Origin of the sequence: Cryobacterium sp. M15, from assembly GCF_002929675.1 — a bacterium.
Taxonomy (GTDB): domain Bacteria; phylum Actinomycetota; class Actinomycetes; order Actinomycetales; family Microbacteriaceae; genus Cryobacterium; species Cryobacterium lyxosi.
Window position 1 is genome coordinate 343914 of the sequence record NZ_PJJW01000038.1, and the last position, 16104, is coordinate 360017.

A 16104-nucleotide genomic window follows, 5' to 3' on the forward strand; every position below is an offset into this window, starting at 1 on the left:
GCTTGCCTGGTGGCGACGGACTGTTAAATCACGATCTTCTTCCAGGCGAAAAGGGCCCGCAAGACGCTTGCGGCGTCTTCGGTGTCTGGGCTCCCGGTGAAGAGGTAGCCAAACTCAGCTACTTCGGGCTGTATGCGCTGCAACACCGCGGTCAGGAATCGGCCGGAATCGCTACGAGTGACGGCAGCAAGATCCTCATCTACAAAGACATGGGACTCGTCTCGCAGGTCTTCAATGAGGCCTCGCTGAGTACCCTGCTCGGGCACATCGCCGTCGGCCACACCCGGTATTCCACGACGGGTTCATCGAGTTGGCAGAACGCCCAGCCGACCCTCGGCCGTACCTCAAGCGGAACGGTAGCCCTCGGCCACAACGGCAACCTCACCAACACCGCCGAGCTGCTGCAGCTCGTGCGCGAACGATATCCGCAGGTTGATGGCGAACTCGCCCGCGGTAACACCACCGACACCGCAGTGATCACCGCCCTGCTCACCGGCGATCTCGATCACACCCTCGAAGCCACTGCGCTCGAAGTGTTGCCGCGCCTCCGCGGCGCCTACTGCCTCGTTTTCATGGACGAAACGACGCTCTATGCGGCCCGCGACCCGCAGGGCGTGCGGCCACTGGTGCTCGGACGCCTCGAACGCGGCTGGGTCGTCGCCTCTGAGACCGCAGCCCTCGACATCGTCGGTGCCAGCTTCGTGCGCGAGGTCGAGCCGGGTGAGCTCATCACTATCGACGAGAACGGGCTGCGCACACAACGATTCGCGAAGGCCGAGCCCAAGGGCTGCGTCTTCGAATACGTCTACCTCGCCCGCCCCGACACCACCATTGCGGGTCGCGGCGTGCACGAAGCCCGGGTGGAGATGGGGCGCCGGCTCGCCGCCGAGCACCCGGTCGAGGCTGACCTCGTCATTCCCACTCCGGAATCCGGTACTCCGGCGGCTATCGGCTACGCGCAGGCGTCGGGCATTCCGTTCGGCCAGGGCCTGGTCAAGAACTCGTACGTCGGTCGCACCTTCATCGCGCCGTCGCAGACCATCCGACAGCGCGGTATCCGCTTGAAGTTGAACCCGCTCAAGAACGTCATCAAGGGCAAACGGCTGATCGTGGTCGATGACTCGATCGTGCGCGGCAACACGCAACGCGCCCTCGTGAGCATGCTGCGCGAGGCCGGCGCCGCCGAGGTGCACGTGCGCATCTCGAGCCCGCCGATCACCTGGCCGTGCTTCTACGGAATCGACTTTGCCAGCCGCGCCGAACTCGTCGCGACCGGCCTCGAAATTGACGAAGTGCGCCAGTCGATCGGCGCCGACAGCCTCGGCTACCTCTCCGAAGACGGCATGATCGAAGCCACCGAACAGCCGCGCGAACGCCTCTGCACTGCGTGTTTCACGGGCATCTACCCGATCGCATTGCCAGAAGCGCAGCACCTTGGCAAGAACCTGCTCGAGCGCCCGGCGGCATCAAACGGATGCGACCCCGGCCCGGATTCCGAACTGGAAGCCGTGCTGGCGCCCTTCGTTCGTAAAGAAGAAGCCCTTGCGCGATTGGGCCAAGTACCGTTCGGTGACCCGGGAAGACCAGAATGAGCAACTCCAGCACTTCGACCAACGCGAGCTACGCAGCAGCCGGAGTCGACACCCGGGCCGGTGACCTTGCCGTTGAGCTTATGAAATCGGCCGTCTCCAAGACCCACGGCCCCGAGGTCTGGGGCGGTGTCGGTGGCTTTGCTGGATTGTTCGACGTGTCGTTCCTCACCAAATTTCGGCAGCCCCTGCTGGCCACGTCGACGGATGGTGTCGGCACCAAGGTCGCCATCGCCCAGGCGATCGACAAGCACGACACCATCGGCCAGGACCTGGTCGGCATGGTCGTCGACGACATCATCGTGGTCGGTGCACGCCCGCTGTTCATGACCGACTACATCGCCTGCGGCAAGGTCGTGCCCGAGCGCATCGCTTCGATCGTGGCTGGCATCGCCCGCGCTTGCTCCGAGACCGGAACCGCTCTCGTCGGTGGTGAAACCGCCGAACATCCCGGTCTGCTCGGTCCAGACGACTACGACGTGGCCGGCGCGGCCACCGGCGTGGTCGAGGCCGACCAGGTGCTCGGCGCCGAGAAGGTGCTCTCCGGTGATGTGGTCATCGCGCTGGCCTCCAGTGGCCTGCATTCCAACGGTTACTCGCTCGTGCGCCATATCCTGGCGCAACGCGGCATCGGCTACACCGACATGTCGGCTGAACTGGGCGGCATGGTCGGCGAAGTCCTGCTGGAGCCGACCCGACTGTACACCGGCCCCCTGCTCGACGTGCTCGATGAGCCTGCGCTGGCCGGCGCCATCCACTCGCTCAGCCACGTCACCGGCGGCGGCATTGCCGCAAACCTCGCCCGCGTGTTACCCGTTGGGTCGTGGGTCGAGGTGGACCGGTCCACCTGGTCGCCGGCACCCGTGTTCCGGGTGCTCGGCGACATGGCCGGGTCCACGCTGGAAAGCGCGGAGGGAACCTGGAACCTCGGAGTGGGCATGTTCGCCGTCGTGGATGCGGCCTCTGCCTCATCGGTCATAGCCCGTCTGGCCACGAGCGGAATTCCCGCTTGGGTCACCGGCCGCGTCTCGCGCGCTGCGCACGACCTGACGGGGTTCGAGCAGGGCGCCAAGGGCGTCAACGGCGGCGCAGTGCGCCTCGTCGGGACTTACGCGAAGTAGCGCAGCGTAACCGTCGAGGGCCGGGCGCGACCGCCTTCGGCAGCACGGGCGACGTCGAATGAGACGCCGCCCCTGATCACGGAGCGCGCCAGGGGCGAGCGGATGTCGCCGCCCGCCGTTGCAGGCTAAGCGCGCTTCTTCTCGTCTTCGGGCGCGTAGTGGTCCACGTAACGGTCATCGTCGTCGGGATCGTCGTCGTCGTCCGCGGAATCCGACGAATCCGTGGCGCCGTCACCGGCCGCGCTCTTCGCCTTGTCCGCTTCATACTCGGGCCACTTGGCGAGGTCTTCGTCGAGGCGAGGATCGGATGGATGCCCGGTCAGCTCGCGTTCGAGCGCGTTGTAGTTGGTATCCGGGCTGAAGTACTTCAGCTCCCGAGCTACCTTGGTGTGCTTTGCTTTTTGACGGCCGCGCCCCATGCGTGACCCCCTTACGATGCCTGGCCGAGCAGGTCGCGAGACCCTCGGGATTTGCCGAACGGAATGTGTAAAAACTAGAGTTTAGTTTAGCATGACGGGCCTTGTGCCCCGCGGACGCCGTTCGCACGGCTAATCCGTAGGAATGGGGTGACATGACGGGCAACGTCAGCGTGCCCATCGTCATCATCGGCGCCGGCCAGGCCGGGCTGTCCGTCGGCTTCTACCTGCGTCGGTTCGAGCTGGTGGCCGGCCGCGACTTCATCATCTTCGACCGGGGCCCGAGCACCGGCGGCGCCTGGCAGCACCGCTGGCAGGCCCTGCAGCTCGGGTCGGCACACCGTGTCAACGACCTTCCCGGCATGAAAGAACTCGGCCTGAGCTTTGACACGGCCGACCACACCGTGCCGGCCCGCGACGTTGTCAGCGACTACTACCGCGACTACGAGCAGCATTTCGACCTGAACGTGGTGCGGCCGGTGACCGTGACCAGCGTGGTTCCGCTGCAGTCCAACCTGGTCGTGGCCACGAGTTCCCCGGTGTTCGGTGACCAGAAAACCGACGCACGCATGATCGTCAACGCGACCGGCACCTGGGGCGCGCCGTTCGTGCCGCACTACCCCGGAGCGGGCACCTTCGAGGGTACGCAGGTGCACACGGCGACCTACGTCTCGAGCGACGCATTCGAGGCTCAGCGGGTGATCGTCGTTGGCGGCGGCACCTCGGCGATCGGGTTCCTGCTCGAGCTCGAAGGGGTGGCGAGTGAGTTGACCTGGGTAGCACGTCGTCCGATCGATTTCAGTCACACCGACGAGTTGGCGGAGGTGACCGCTGTGGCGGCCGTGATGTCGCAGGATCGCGCGGCCCGGGCTGGCAAAGCCCTCCCGAGTATTGTCAGCGGTGCCGGGGTGCCGGTCACGCGCCGCATTGCGGCCGGCATCGACCGGGGACTACTCGTGGCTCGTCCGATGTTTTCGAGCATTGAGCCGACCGGCGTGCGGTGGAGCGATGGAACCTTCACCGAGGCCGACGCGATCGTCTGGGCATCCGGTTTTCGCCCGGAGCTGCGACACCTGGCCCCGCTCAAGCTGCGCGAGAAGGCCGGCGGTGTTTCGGTTACTTCCGGTGCGTCCTGGACCGACCCGCGCATCTTCTTCGCCGGTTACGGCCCGCAGGCGAGCACCGTCGGCGCCAACCGAGCCGGTCGCATCATCGCCCGGCAGATCATGGCCAGGCTGTAGCCCGACGCCCACCGCGCTGCTGAAGCGGTGACGCTGCTACTTGCGCTTGCGGCGACGGGATGCCGACGGTCGCGACTGCGGCGGAACGGTTCCGACGATCGGGGTCGACTTCGTCGCGGTCTCGGCCGTTCCCGTGGGTGGAGCGAGCGGCCGGCGCGACACCGGCCGGGAGCGCACGGGCTCGCCACGGCGGTCCTGACCGGGGATCGGGCGGGAGCGGCGGCCGTAGATGAGCTCAGAGGAGTCGAGCAGCCAGGGCACGAGGGCAATGGTGACGCCGTGCACGAGCATGAGTTTTTGGCGCAGCCGGCGCGCCTTGTGGTTGTGCAGCAAGCCTTCCCACCAATGCCCGACGATGTAGATCGGTGTGTACACGGTGATGACCTCGGAACCGTGATCCTGGCGACGCTCCTTGATGTAGTTGATCAGCGGCCAGCTGATGTCGCGGTAGGGCGAGGCGACGATGCGCAATGGCACCTGGATGTTCTGCTTGACCCAGGCACGTTTGAGTTCCTTGGTCTCGACGGTGTCAATGGAGACATGCACCGCTTCCAAGCTGACATGCCGCGCCGCGATGGCGTAGTCGAGGGCTTTCAGAACGGGCTTCTGCATTTTGCCCACGAGCACGATTGCATGGTCGCCCTGCGATCCGAAGGTCGTGATCGGGTCGACTTCGATCTCCTTCGCGACGTCGCGGTAATACCGGTTGACGCCCATCATGAGAAAGAACAGCACCGGCATCATCACGAACACCAGCCACGCGCCGTGGGTGAATTTCGTCACGGTGACGACGATGAGCACGACGCCGGTCAGTGCCGCGCCAAAACCGTTGATCGACAAACTCAGAATGATCGAGCCCCGGTTCGGCGGATTCTTTTTGAGCAGTTTCAGCCAGTGTCGCACCATGCCGGTCTGGCCGAGCGTGAACGACACGAACACGCCGATGATGTAGAGCTGAATCAGCACGGTGAGGTTGGCCCGGTAGACCACCATGATCACGCAGGCGGCGAGGGCGAGCAGCACAACCCCGTTGGAGTAGATGAGACGGTCGCCGCGGGTGCTGAGCGACTTCGGCGCGTAGGAGTCGCGGGCAAGCACCGATCCGAGCAGTGGGAAGCCGTTGAAAGCCGTGTTCGCAGCGAGCAAGAGCACGGCCGCTGTGGCCGCCTGCAGCACGAAGAACATGATGGAGTAGTCGCCGAACGTTGCCGCGGCGACCTGGGCGATCAGGCTGCGCTGTGGAGCTGTAGCGCACTCGGCCCAGCCGATCAGGTCGCAGGCACGTTCTGCGTAGTGCACTTGGGAGATGAGGGCGAGGGTGGTCAGCCCGACGAACAGAACGATGGCGATGCCGCCCATGAGGGTGAGCGTGCGCTGGGCGTTTTTGACCTTGGGGTGTTTGAACGCTGGCACCCCATTGGCGATCGCTTCCACGCCGGTCAAGGCGGAGCATCCGCTCGCGAAGGAGCGCAGCAGCAGCAAGATGAAAGCGGCCTGCGCGAGGTTCTCGCCCTGCACGTCATAGCCAGCCGATTCGGCCACCGGTGCATCGCCGAGGAGTGCCCGAACCAGGCCGACGATGATCATGAGCAGCACGCTGCCGATGAACAGGTAGGTCGGCACGGCGAAGGCCTTGCTCGACTCCCGAACGCCGCGCAGGTTAGCTGCCGCGAGCAGGATGATGAACACGACGGCGAGTTCGACGCGCAGGGGGGCCAGCGCGGGTATCGCCGAGATGATGTTGTCCACGCCGCTCGCGACCGACACGACCACGGTCATGACGTAGTCGACCAGCAGGGCGGATGCGACGACCAGGCCGGCTTTCTCACCCAGGTTCTTGTGGGCGACCTCGTAGTCGCCGCCGCCCGATGGGTACGCCTTGATCAGCTGGCGGTAGGACGCGACCACAACGACGAGCAGCACGACGACGACCGCGGCGACCCACGGCGCGAAGCTCAGGAATGCCAGCCCGCCGAGGGTCAGGATCATGAGGAGTTCTTGCGGCGCGTACGCCACGCTCGACAGCGGGTCGCTCGCAAAGATGGGCAGGGCGAGGTGTTTGGGCAGCAGTTGGCCGTCCAAATGCTCGGTGGGGAGCGGATCGCCGATGATCCACCGTTTCGGTGATCGGTTCTCTGGTACGGGGGCATTCGCCTCGGGTGTCACGAGGGTCGACATTACACCTACCCGGTTCCGTGTCAAATCGATCGGCCGATGTCCAACCGGAAAAATTTCGACACGACGTGCTGAGCGGCCGAAAGAAACGGCGTGTCGCGAAAATTGCCGGCCTTACAACCCAGGCCGTGCAGGGCTACGGATGCAGGATGGCGAGGATGCTTGCGCGCACGTCGACGAGCTTTCGACGGAGTGTCGAAACGGTGTCGGGCGGCAGGGTCGACCGGTAGGCCTGCGTGCGCAGGTCGGCGCGCAGCTGCTGCCGAAACTCATTCAGCACCATGTCGGCCTCGCGCAGGGCGCGCGTGGAGTCGTGGCGCGCAGTCGATGCCGAAGCGGTCGCTGTCTCGGTAGTCGATGTCTCGATAGTCGATGCGTCGGTAGTCGATGTCTCGGGCGGCGGTTCTTCGGCGGCTGTCGGCATCGGGCAGGGTCGCTCCCCGGTCGACGAGCCCGCTGGATCCCACGAACCGGCTGTGCCATCGTAGCCGCGCGGGTCGGCCTTGGTGGCATCGCGGGCCTCCCGCGCGGCCGAGGCGAGGTCGGCTCGCAGGGTTTTCATGGCGGAGTTGACGCCGGTGCGTACCTGGTCGGCGAGGCGCCGCACAGAGTCGGTCACCTCGTCTTCGATTGCTCCGAGTTCGCCGTTGCGGGCGAGCAGTTCGGCGCGGCCGGCATCGGTGATCTCGTAGACGGTCTTGCGGCCGTCGGTCTGCTTGGTGACGAGTCCTTCTTCTTCGAACTTGGCCAGCCGCGGGTAGATCGTGCCGGCGCTCGGGCTGTACGTTCCGCCGAACCGGTCGCTCAGTGCCTGGATCAGCTCGTAGCCGTGTCGGGGCCGCTCGGCGAGCAGGCTCAGCAGGTAGAGGCGCAGGCTGCCGTGGGCGAACATGGCGCTCATGCCGGGTCCTGCCGCGTATCGGGGGAGGCTGGCGGTGCGGCATCCGCTGCGCTGGTCGATGCTGCGCTGGTCGATGCTGCGCTGGTTGATGTTGCGCTGGTTGATGTTGCGCTGGTCGATGCTGTACCGGTTGGTTCGGCGCCGACGGTCTCTGTGCGCACGACCGAGATGTCGCCAGACACGGAGTTGGAGCGTACGTCGAGCCAGCTGCCGTCGAGGGCGCCGGTGGAGCCCTCGTAGCCTTTGCCGAAAGCGGTGCGCACGGTGTGCTCGTCGAGCTGGAGTGTGCCGGAGAGAGTGTTGAGGTGGTAGCGCGCGGCAACGCCGGGTTCGAGCCGCACGGTGAGGTTGCCGCTGACCGTGTTCGTCACGATCTGGTCCGGCGAGCCGGCCAGGTCGAGGAACACGTTGCTCGAGACCCCGTCGAGCGTGAATTGACGGATGCTGCCGCTGGCTGTGATATCGCCCGATACGGTGTGCACGGAGAGCGTTCCGACGTGATTGCGCACCGAGATTTCTCCGTTCACCGCGTTGAGCTCGAGGTCGCCCTGCACGTCGTCGATGACGATATCGCCGGAGACGGTGCTCAGCTTGGCGTCGTTGCGCAGTCCCGAGACGAGGGCATCGGCCGTGACGACTCCGAAGCGAAGCGCGACGTCGCGGGGAACGGAGAGGCTCACCTCGGCGCGTGCGGTGCCGCGAAATGACGCGAACACCTCGATGAAGTTATCCCAGCGTAGCTGCGGGTGGTCGATCTCGAGGCGGTCGCCGTCCATCGAGATCTTCAAATCTTTGCCGGTGACGCCGTGCACTTCGATGCGCGCGCCGGGTTCGTCATGGCCGATGATATCGACCGTCCCGCCAATGAGGCCAACCTTGAGCTTACGCACCAGTTCGACGTCGATTATCTTGGTCTGCCCGGGGGCGACCAGCCATTTTTCCAGTGACACTGGGTTGTCCTTTCAAAAATATGAACTCGCGCTATATCGCGTGTTGTGGAAGACACGATATAGCGCGTTCCTGAGAGGTGCACGAGCGTCAATACAGAAAAATAGCCAGCCAGTCGCGATTGTGGGCGTGCACGAGCACGAGGAACACCACCAGGTCGAAGAGCAGGTGCACACAGACAACATAGGTCAGCGACCGGGTGCGGGCGAAGGTGTAACCCTGCAGCAGCGCGAACGGCACGGTCAGCAGCGGACCCCACGATTGGTAGCCGAGCTCCCACAGGAACGACGAGAAGATCACGGCCTGCAGAATATTCGCCTGCCAGTCGGGGAAATGCCGCCGCAGCAGGGTGAACGCGATGCAGATGAAGAACAGTTCATCCCAGATACCCACAAAACCCACGCCCACGAACAGCCGGGCGATCTCATCGGGCGCGGTCACCGCTGGCCAGTTCTGGTACGCGCCGCTGCCGATGAAATAGCTTGGAAGAATGAGATACCCGAGCAGCACCACGAGCGGCAGGTAGGCCCGTTCGAGCCTGGTCCAGCGCTGCCCGGTGCGAATCGGAAACCGAATCGCGTGTTCCCCAAAGTAGTAGCGCGAGAGTAGGTACGGCACGAGCACCGACAGGCTCAGTACCGTGCCCATGAGCGCGATGTTGGGGTAGCTGATGTTCGCCGCGACCGAGATCGAGCTGATGATGCCAAGACCAATGGCAAGCAGCAACAGGTCGCGAAATAAAGCCCGGTCGATCAGAAACGCGAGCACGAGCGCCGCGGCCAGCGTCGCGTAGCCGGGGAGCGGCATCCGCAATGCGAAGAGCAGCACAGCGGATGCGCTCACCAGCGCCGCCGGAACCAGCCCCCACCGCGCCGTTTTGCTCATGCTGCACCCTACCGAGGGCAGCGCTTAATTCCGCGAAAGCGGGCAAACAGTTACGTGGCATCGCGATGCGGGTGACTGGATGCTTCAGCACGCCAGCAGCAACGATTCTGTGGCACTCGCGGGAGGGCCTAGATTTTAGGGATGACCCGTCTACCCCCTGCGAGCGACCCCGTCACGATTTTGCAGCAGCTCGTGCGCATCGATTCGGTCAATCCCGACCTCGTGCCGGGAGCCGCGGGGGAGGCCGAGATCGCGATCTGGTGCAGTGAGTGGCTGCGGCAGCAGGGTTTCGACGTCACGGTGCTGGAGCAGACTCCCGGGCGCCCGTCGGTCGTCGGCGTGAAGCGCGGCACCGGCACCGGCCGCTCACTCATGCTCAACGCCCACCTCGATACGGTCGGCGTCGCTCCCGGCGCGGTCGATCCGTTCAGCGGCGATCTCCGGGACGGCCGGGTGTACGGGCGCGGAGCCGTCGATACCAAGAGCGGGGTCGCGGCCATTCTCGTGGCGGCGGCGCGGGCATCCGCTGGTGAGTTAGCCGGTGATGTGATCGTGACGTTGGTCGCCGACGAAGAATTCGGCAGCATCGGCACCGAGGAGGTGCTGCGCAGCTTTCGGGCCGACGCCGCCCTGGTGGTCGAGCCGAGCAGCCTCGAACTCACCACAGCGCACCGCGGCTTCGCCTGGTTTGAACTCGAGCTGACCGGCCTCGCCGCGCACGGCTCACAGCCCGAGCTCGGCGTCGACGCCATCTGGCATGCCGGCCTCGTGTTACGCGCCCTCGACGGCCTGCAGCAACGGCTCAACGCAGCCCCGGCGCATGCCACGCTCGGCCACGGCGCCGTTCGAGTGTCGCAGATTGCCGGCGGCGACGACGCGGCCACGGTTGCGGCTCGCTGCGTCCTCACCGTCGAACGACGGATGCTGCCCGGTCAGTCACCCGAGAGCGTCGAGACCGAATTGCTCGCACTCTTGACCGCGTTGACCGTGGCAGAACCGCAGTTCCAGTTCGCGCTGACCAGACTGGTGGCCCGCGCTGCCTTTGAGGCCGAGCCGCAGTGGCCTATCGTGCGGGCGCTGACGGCCAATGCGCAGCGGGTACTCGGGCGCACAGCGGTCACGCGTGGCGAACCGTTCTGGACCGACGCGGGACTCATTCTTGAAGCGGGCATACCCTGCGTCGTTTTCGGCGCCGACGGCGAGGGTTTGCACGCCGACATCGAGTGGGCTGACGCACCATCGGTGCGGGCGCTCGCCGATATTCTCGAGGGCACGATCACCGAGTTCTGCGGGCTCACAGCCGGCTGATCCGCTTGACCCGGAGAAGACGGAGTGTGTGCGCGACGTGATGTTGTCCTCCGTCGACCGTTACCTTTCGCGCACACTCCGGCGTCCCGTTAGTCGCCCCGTTAGTCGCCCCGTTAGGCGGTCCCGGCGCGGGCGGGATCGGCCGCGCGGACCGCACGTTTGATTGCGAAGAGCGGGATCGTACGCTGGCAGAGGGGACCGATCAGCACGGCGAACAGTGCGGTGCCGATTCCCACGTTGCCCCCGAGCGCCCAGCCGATGCCGAGCACCATCACCTCGATGCCGGTCCGCACGATCCAGATCTTCCAGCCGGTGCGCTTGTGCAGGCCGGTCATCAGGCCATCGCGCGGGCCGGGGCCGAAGTGCGCCCCGATGTAGAGGCCGGTGGCGACAGCCACGGTCAGGAGACCGACAGCGAACAACACGATGCGCGCCCAGAGATCGAGGTTGGCGGGAATCAGCCACAGGCCCACATCGGCTGCCGGCCCCACGAGCACGGCGTTCAGCAGCGTTCCAGCGCCGGGCTTTTGCCGAATGGGAATCCACAGCAGGAGCACGACCCCGCTCAGCAGAATCGTGATCAGCCCGAAGCCGAGCTGCGTGTGATTGTCGATCCCCTGGGTGAGCACATCCCAGGGGGCCACGCCAATACCAGCGCGCACAATCAGTGCAATGCCGATTCCGTAGAGAAAAAGGCCAATCAGCAGTTGGATCAGTCGACGAGTCACGAGCATTCAGTCTAAAGGTCGGGCGCACTGTGCGGACTGGCATACTGAGCGGGTGCATTTTCTCGCGGTAGTGAGCATGAAGAACCGGGCGCTGATCGCCCTCATCACCATCGTGGCGGCCGTGTTCGGCAGCCTGGCCCTGACCGGCCTCAAGCAGGAGCTCATTCCATCCCTGCAGCTTCCGCAGCTGCTCGTGTCGACCAGCTACCCGGGGGCGTCGCCGCAGGTCGTCAACGACGACGTTTCAACCCCGATCGAGACCGCCATCCAGGGCCTCGTCGGCCTCGAAACGACGTCGACGACGAGCGACACCAACTCGTCGCTGGTGAGCGCCACCTTCACCTACGGCACCGACCTGGTCAAGGCCGAATCCCGCATCGACCAGGCCATCAACCGCATTAAGAACGTGCTGCCGGCCGACGTCGACCCGCAGGTGATCAGCGGCAGTATCGATGACTTTCCGGTGATCTCGCTCGCGGTCGCCTCGAGTGACACCGTGGCGCTCGCTGACCAGTTGAAGCGCAGCGTGCTCGGTGACATTCGAGACGTGGCCGGCGTGCGCGACGCCACCCTGGTCGGCGATATCGGCCGCCGCGTCACGATCACGCCCAACGTCGATGAGCTTGCCGCGCGCGGATGGAGCACGCAAAGCCTCCGGGATGCGCTCCAGCAGAACGGGTCGCTGGTTCCGGCCGGCGCCATCACCGAGGGTGACACGACACTGTCGGTGCAGGCCGGCAGCAAACTCAACTCGGTCGAGGACATCATCGCGCTCCCGCTCGTGGCCAGCTCGGCCGGTTTCACCGGTGGCGTCGTCGGTGCTGGCGTCGGTGCCGGCGTCGGTGCCGCAGCGGATGCCGCCCCCACAACCATCGGCGACGTCGCGACGGTCGCCCTGGTGGAAAACCCGATCACCAGCATTTCCCGGGTAAACGGCAAACCGGCCCTCACTATCGCCGTCACCAAGGTGCCCGCCGCGAACACGGTCGACGTGTCCAGGGCGGTACGTGCGATCCTGCCGCAGCTCGAGGCGGCCGTCGCTCCGGCCACGTTCACGGTCGTGTTCGACCAGGCGCCGTTCATCCAGCAGTCGATAGACGCGCTCACCCAGGAAGGCCTGCTCGGTCTCGGCTTCGCGGTAATCGTGATTCTGCTGTTCCTGCTTTCGGTGCGCGCCACCCTGGTCACGGCCATCTCGATTCCGACCTCGGTGCTGATCACCTTCATCGGCTTACAGGGCGTGGGTTATTCGCTCAATATCCTCACCCTCGGAGCGCTCACGATCGCCATCGGCCGGGTTGTCGACGACTCGATCGTGGTCATCGAAAACATCAAACGGCACCTTGTTGCCGGCGCCGACCGCGCCGCCACGATCGTCTTCGCGGTGCGCGAAGTCGCGGGGGCCATCACCGCGTCGACGGTCACCACGGTCACAGTGTTCCTGCCGATCTCCTTCGTTGGCGGATCGACCGGGGAATTGTTTCGCCCATTCGCGCTCACCGTGACGATCGCCCTGCTCGCCTCGCTGCTCGTGTCACTGACCATCGTTCCCGTACTCGCGTTCTGGTTTTTGCGAGCGCCGAAAACCCTGGTGGTCGCCGATGACGAGCGCCCCACCGACCTGGCACCGGGAATCGTGCCGCAGGAGGCAGCCCCGGCCGGCCTGGCTCCTGCTGGCCTGGCTCCTGCTGGCCTGGCTCCTGCTGGCCTGGCTCCTGCTGGCCTGGCCACTGACGGCGTGATCGGTGCCGGTCCGGCTGTGGTGGCTCACGCGTCCGCTCCGGCGAACGGCGCCCGCTCGCGGCACGCCGCAGCGGCATCCGCTTCGACGGGGCTGTCGGCGGCGGCCGAGGCCGGTGAGAACCCGGGGCGGCTGCAGCAGGGGTACCTGCCGGTCATTCGATTCACGCTCAAGCATGCCGTCGCGACGCTGCTGCTGGCGGTTCTCGTGCTCGGCGGAACGGCCGCGCTCGTGCCGTTCATGAAGGTGAACTTTCTCGGATCAACCGGGCAGGACACCTTTCGGGTGACGCAAACGCTGCCAGTGGGCAGCAGCCTGGCCGCGCAGGATGCGGCATCCGCGTCGGTCGAGACCGCGCTGCAGGGCCTCGACGGTATCGACATCGTGCAGCTGTCGATCGGCGGCGGAAGCGCAGCGAGCGCGTTTCGCGGCGGTGCGCCCAGCTCGAGCGCCGTGACCTATTCGATCACCACAGCCGACGGTGCCAATGCCGATGCGGTGCAAAACCAGGCGCGCACGGCACTGACGGCACTGGGTGACGTGGGCGAGATCTCTGTGGCTGCGGCAAGCGGATTCGGGGCCTCCTCCGACATTGCCGTCGATATCACGGCCGCAACGGATGCCGACCTTCAGACCGCGACGACGACCATTCTCACTGCAGTGCAAAAACTCGGGGCGATCAGGGAGAGCGCGAACACTCTCGCCTCCTCGCTGCCGTACCTGGCCGTCACGGTCGACCGGAAGGCTGCGGCTGCTGCCGGGTTGAGCGAATTCGCTCTCGGCACGCTCGTGTCGCGGGCCATGCAGCCGAGCTCCATTGGATCGATTGTGATCGACGAGACCAACCTGACCGTGTACCTGTCGGCGCAGTCGCCGCCGACGACAGCCGCTGATCTCGCAGCCGTGCAGATCCCGACCCGCGCCGGATCGGTCGCCCTCGACACCCTCGCCACCGTTGAACAGGTCGAGGGACCGAGCACCCTCACGACGACGAAGGGGCTGCGCACGGCGACCGTCTCAGCGACTCCCGCGAGCGATGATCTGGGCACGGCGAACGCGCAGCTGAGCCAGATGCTCGTTGATACGAAGTTGCCGACCGGAGCGACCGCGACGCTCGGCGGGGTCAGCGCCGATCAGGCCGAGGCATTCCAGCAACTCGGAGTGGCGATGCTGGTTGCCATCCTCATCGTCTACATCGTGATGGTGGCAACGTTCCGGTCGCTGCTACAACCGCTGTTGCTGCTCGTGTCGGTGCCGTTCGCGGCGACCGGGGCGATCGCGCTCCAGGTTGTAACCGGCATTCCGCTGGGCGTGCCATCCCTGATCGGGGTGCTCATGCTGATCGGGATCGTGGTGACCAACGCCATCGTGCTGGTCGACCTGGTCAACCAGTACCGGCGGCGCGGCCTGGCGGTATTCGACGCCCTGGTCGCCGGAGCGAGCCGCAGGCTGCGGCCCATTCTGATGACGGCGCTCGCCACCATCTTCGCCCTGGTGCCGATGGCGATCGGCCTCACCGGCCACGGCGGATTCATCTCGCAGCCGCTCGCCCTCGTGGTCATCGGCGGGCTCATCTCCTCGACTGTGCTGACCCTGATCGTACTTCCGGTGCTCTACCTACTGGTCGAGGGCGCACGAGAACGCCGCGCTATGCGTCGGACTGCCTGAAATCATCGGACTGCCTGAATTCATCGGACTGCTTGAATTCAGCTGAATCAAACCCCGTCCGGCTCGTTCCGGCCCCGCACGTTCGGGCGGATGCGCCGTGCCCTCAACGGCCGAGAATGACGCCGCGGTTCAGAAAGAATGGTTGCGGGTCGATACGCACGCCGTCGACCCGCACCTCGACGTGGAAGTGGCAGCCGGTAGACAGGCCGGTGTTGCCGACGCTGCCTATCTGCTGGCCGGCGGTGACCGGATCACCGGCAGCGACCAGGGTTTCACCGCTGGCGAGGTGGGCGTAGCCCGTCTGCACACCCTCCCCATGGTCGATCAGAATCCAATTGCCGTAACTTCCCACGGAGCCCGCTGCCCGCACGATTCCCGATGTGGCTGCAAAAACGGGTGCCCGACAGCTCGCCCCGATATCGGTGCCGTAGTGGAACGTGCCAACTCCGGGGAGCGGACGAAGCGGGCGTGGCCCGTAGCCATCCGTTATGGCACCTTGCACGGGGTTGGCCCAACCCTGCTCGCTGAGCTGGCCGAAGTCGGTGCGAATGATCGGGCGTATATTGAGAGCCGCCAGGGTCGCGGCGGCGTTCGACGCCTGCGATGCTGCGGAGGCGAGCGCCAGACCTGCCGCCTCGAAGTCGCTCGAGGCTGCGTCGAATGTCGCCTGGCTCGCGTCGACCGGTACTGAGCTGGCAGCAGCGCGAGTCTCGGCGTCCTGCTGGCTGAGCTTGACGGCTCGCGCCTGGTCAGCTTCGGCATTGGCCTGGATCGTGTCGATGTTGTCGGCCAGGCGGTTCAGCTGGTCGAGCGTGCTGAGCTGGTCGAGCACGTTGCCGAGTGAGTGCCCGCCGAGAAAGACGTCGGCGATTCCGGCACCGTTTCGTTGCTGGGCGAGCCTGCGTGCGACTACGGCGAAGCTTTGGGCAGAGACGCTTGCTTGCTGCGAGGCCTCAACGGCGAGTCGGTGAACGAGAGTTGCGCGGCCCTGCGCGCTCGTCTGACGTGCTTGCGTTGCTGCCAGGTCGCCGCGAGCGGTGTCGAGCGCAGCCTGCGTGGTTTGCGAGTGGGTGAGGGCCGTCGTCAACGCTGCGGCCCGTTCCACGCTGAGTTCCTGGGCGGAAGCGCGCTGGATTTCGACCTGCGCGGCCGCGGCACGCTGTTCGGCGCGCGCTCGTGCAGCAGTCGCCCGGGCGGTGGCTGTTACCTGAGCGGCTGCCGCAGCTTCTGCTTGGGCTGACGCCGCCACGGAATCGGTGGGTGCGACCGGAATCGGATCGACCGTCGGTCCGGGGGTTGGTTGCGGGGGTACAGCCACCGGTGGAATGGGACCGTCAGTCGGTTCCGGCACGGGTTCCGCAGTGGGGGGCGGGGTTGCGGTGG

Annotated in this window: 12 protein-coding genes; 5 read left to right on the forward strand and 7 right to left on the reverse strand. The window is 65.9% G+C overall.

The genetic code is table 11. The annotated features are described in order from the left end of the window. Positions 1–2 precede the first annotated feature (2 nt). Together purF and purM are read left to right on the forward strand one after the other, a co-directional pair. Complete coding sequence (purF, locus tag CXY83_RS11355) at positions 3–1592, forward strand: amidophosphoribosyltransferase (RefSeq protein WP_233200819.1); 1590 nt, start codon at positions 3–5, stop codon at positions 1590–1592. After that, positions 1589–2710, forward strand: a complete 1122-nt coding sequence (gene purM, locus CXY83_RS11360; protein WP_104197436.1) for a phosphoribosylformylglycinamidine cyclo-ligase — start codon at positions 1589–1591, stop codon at positions 2708–2710. Before purF ends, purM begins: the two co-directional genes overlap by 4 nt. 125 nt (positions 2711–2835) lie before the next feature. On the opposite strand, the gene CXY83_RS11365 is transcribed toward purM, so the two are convergent. Then, the gene (locus CXY83_RS11365) at positions 2836–3129 is read right to left on the reverse strand and encodes a DUF3073 domain-containing protein (protein WP_104197437.1); all 294 of its coding nucleotides are present in this window, start codon (positions 3127–3129) and stop codon (positions 2836–2838) included. A gap of 152 nt (positions 3130–3281) precedes the next feature. Here CXY83_RS11365 and CXY83_RS11370 point away from each other — a divergent pair, with 152 nt between their 5' ends. Continuing rightward, on the forward strand, positions 3282–4367 hold the full coding sequence (locus tag CXY83_RS11370) for an NAD(P)-binding domain-containing protein (protein ID WP_104197438.1): 1086 nt from the start codon (positions 3282–3284) through the stop codon (positions 4365–4367). Positions 4368–4403: 36 nt separating this feature from the next. Here the strand turns inward: CXY83_RS11370 and CXY83_RS11375 are convergent, their stop codons facing one another. From CXY83_RS11375 to CXY83_RS11390, 4 genes are all read right to left on the reverse strand, one after another. Beyond that, positions 4404–6545 carry an APC family permease gene (locus tag CXY83_RS11375; RefSeq protein ID WP_233200821.1) on the reverse strand — a complete coding sequence of 714 codons (2142 nt, stop codon included), beginning with the start codon at positions 6543–6545 and terminating at the stop codon, positions 4404–4406. Positions 6546–6678: 133 nt separating this feature from the next. Next, positions 6679–7443, reverse strand: a complete 765-nt coding sequence (locus CXY83_RS11380; protein ID WP_104197439.1) for a PadR family transcriptional regulator — start codon at positions 7441–7443, stop codon at positions 6679–6681. Beyond that, entirely contained in the window at positions 7440–8393 is a 954-nt protein-coding gene (locus CXY83_RS11385) for a DUF4097 domain-containing protein (protein WP_233200823.1), read from the reverse strand. The genes CXY83_RS11380 and CXY83_RS11385 overlap by 4 nt, the downstream gene beginning before the upstream one ends. A gap of 88 nt (positions 8394–8481) precedes the next feature. Then, positions 8482–9276, reverse strand: a complete 795-nt coding sequence (locus CXY83_RS11390; protein WP_104197440.1) for a CPBP family intramembrane glutamic endopeptidase — start codon at positions 9274–9276, stop codon at positions 8482–8484. A gap of 141 nt (positions 9277–9417) precedes the next feature. Here CXY83_RS11390 and CXY83_RS11395 point away from each other — a divergent pair, with 141 nt between their 5' ends. Further along, positions 9418–10584: a M20/M25/M40 family metallo-hydrolase gene (locus CXY83_RS11395; protein ID WP_104197441.1), complete on the forward strand. Its 1167-nt coding sequence runs from the start codon at positions 9418–9420 to the stop codon at positions 10582–10584. A 113-nt stretch (positions 10585–10697) separates the two neighbouring features. Here CXY83_RS11395 and CXY83_RS11400 read toward each other — a convergent pair whose 3' ends face one another. Beyond that, the gene (locus tag CXY83_RS11400) at positions 10698–11318 is read right to left on the reverse strand and encodes a YitT family protein (protein ID WP_104197442.1); all 621 of its coding nucleotides are present in this window, start codon (positions 11316–11318) and stop codon (positions 10698–10700) included. Between the two features lie 46 nt (positions 11319–11364). On the opposite strand from CXY83_RS11400, the gene CXY83_RS11405 reads away from it, so the two are divergent. After that, positions 11365–14721 (forward strand): efflux RND transporter permease subunit, encoded by a 3357-nt coding sequence (locus tag CXY83_RS11405; RefSeq protein WP_104197443.1) that lies wholly within the window; start codon positions 11365–11367, stop codon positions 14719–14721. A gap of 103 nt (positions 14722–14824) precedes the next feature. Here the strand turns inward: CXY83_RS11405 and CXY83_RS11410 are convergent. Continuing rightward, the coding region (locus CXY83_RS11410) for a M23 family metallopeptidase (protein WP_233200825.1) at positions 14825–16104 on the reverse strand (1280 nt) is incomplete at its 5' end.

What these genes read in the sequence shown, in the direction of transcription:
- CXY83_RS11375 (WP_233200821.1), bottom strand. Translation starts at nt 6,545, where the DNA reads ATGTCGACCCTCGTGACACCCGAGGCGAATGCCCCCGTACCAGAGAAC.
- purM (WP_104197436.1), top strand. Translation starts at nt 1,589, where the DNA reads ATGAGCAACTCCAGCACTTCGACCAACGCGAGCTACGCAGCAGCCGGA.
- CXY83_RS11390 (WP_104197440.1), bottom strand. Translation starts at nt 9,276, where the DNA reads ATGAGCAAAACGGCGCGGTGGGGGCTGGTTCCGGCGGCGCTGGTGAGC.
- CXY83_RS11370 (WP_104197438.1), top strand. Translation starts at nt 3,282, where the DNA reads ATGACGGGCAACGTCAGCGTGCCCATCGTCATCATCGGCGCCGGCCAG.
- CXY83_RS11395 (WP_104197441.1), top strand. Translation starts at nt 9,418, where the DNA reads ATGACCCGTCTACCCCCTGCGAGCGACCCCGTCACGATTTTGCAGCAG.
- CXY83_RS11365 (WP_104197437.1), bottom strand. Translation starts at nt 3,129, where the DNA reads ATGGGGCGCGGCCGTCAAAAAGCAAAGCACACCAAGGTAGCTCGGGAG.
- CXY83_RS11380 (WP_104197439.1), bottom strand. Translation starts at nt 7,443, where the DNA reads ATGAGCGCCATGTTCGCCCACGGCAGCCTGCGCCTCTACCTGCTGAGC.
- CXY83_RS11400 (WP_104197442.1), bottom strand. Translation starts at nt 11,318, where the DNA reads ATGCTCGTGACTCGTCGACTGATCCAACTGCTGATTGGCCTTTTTCTC.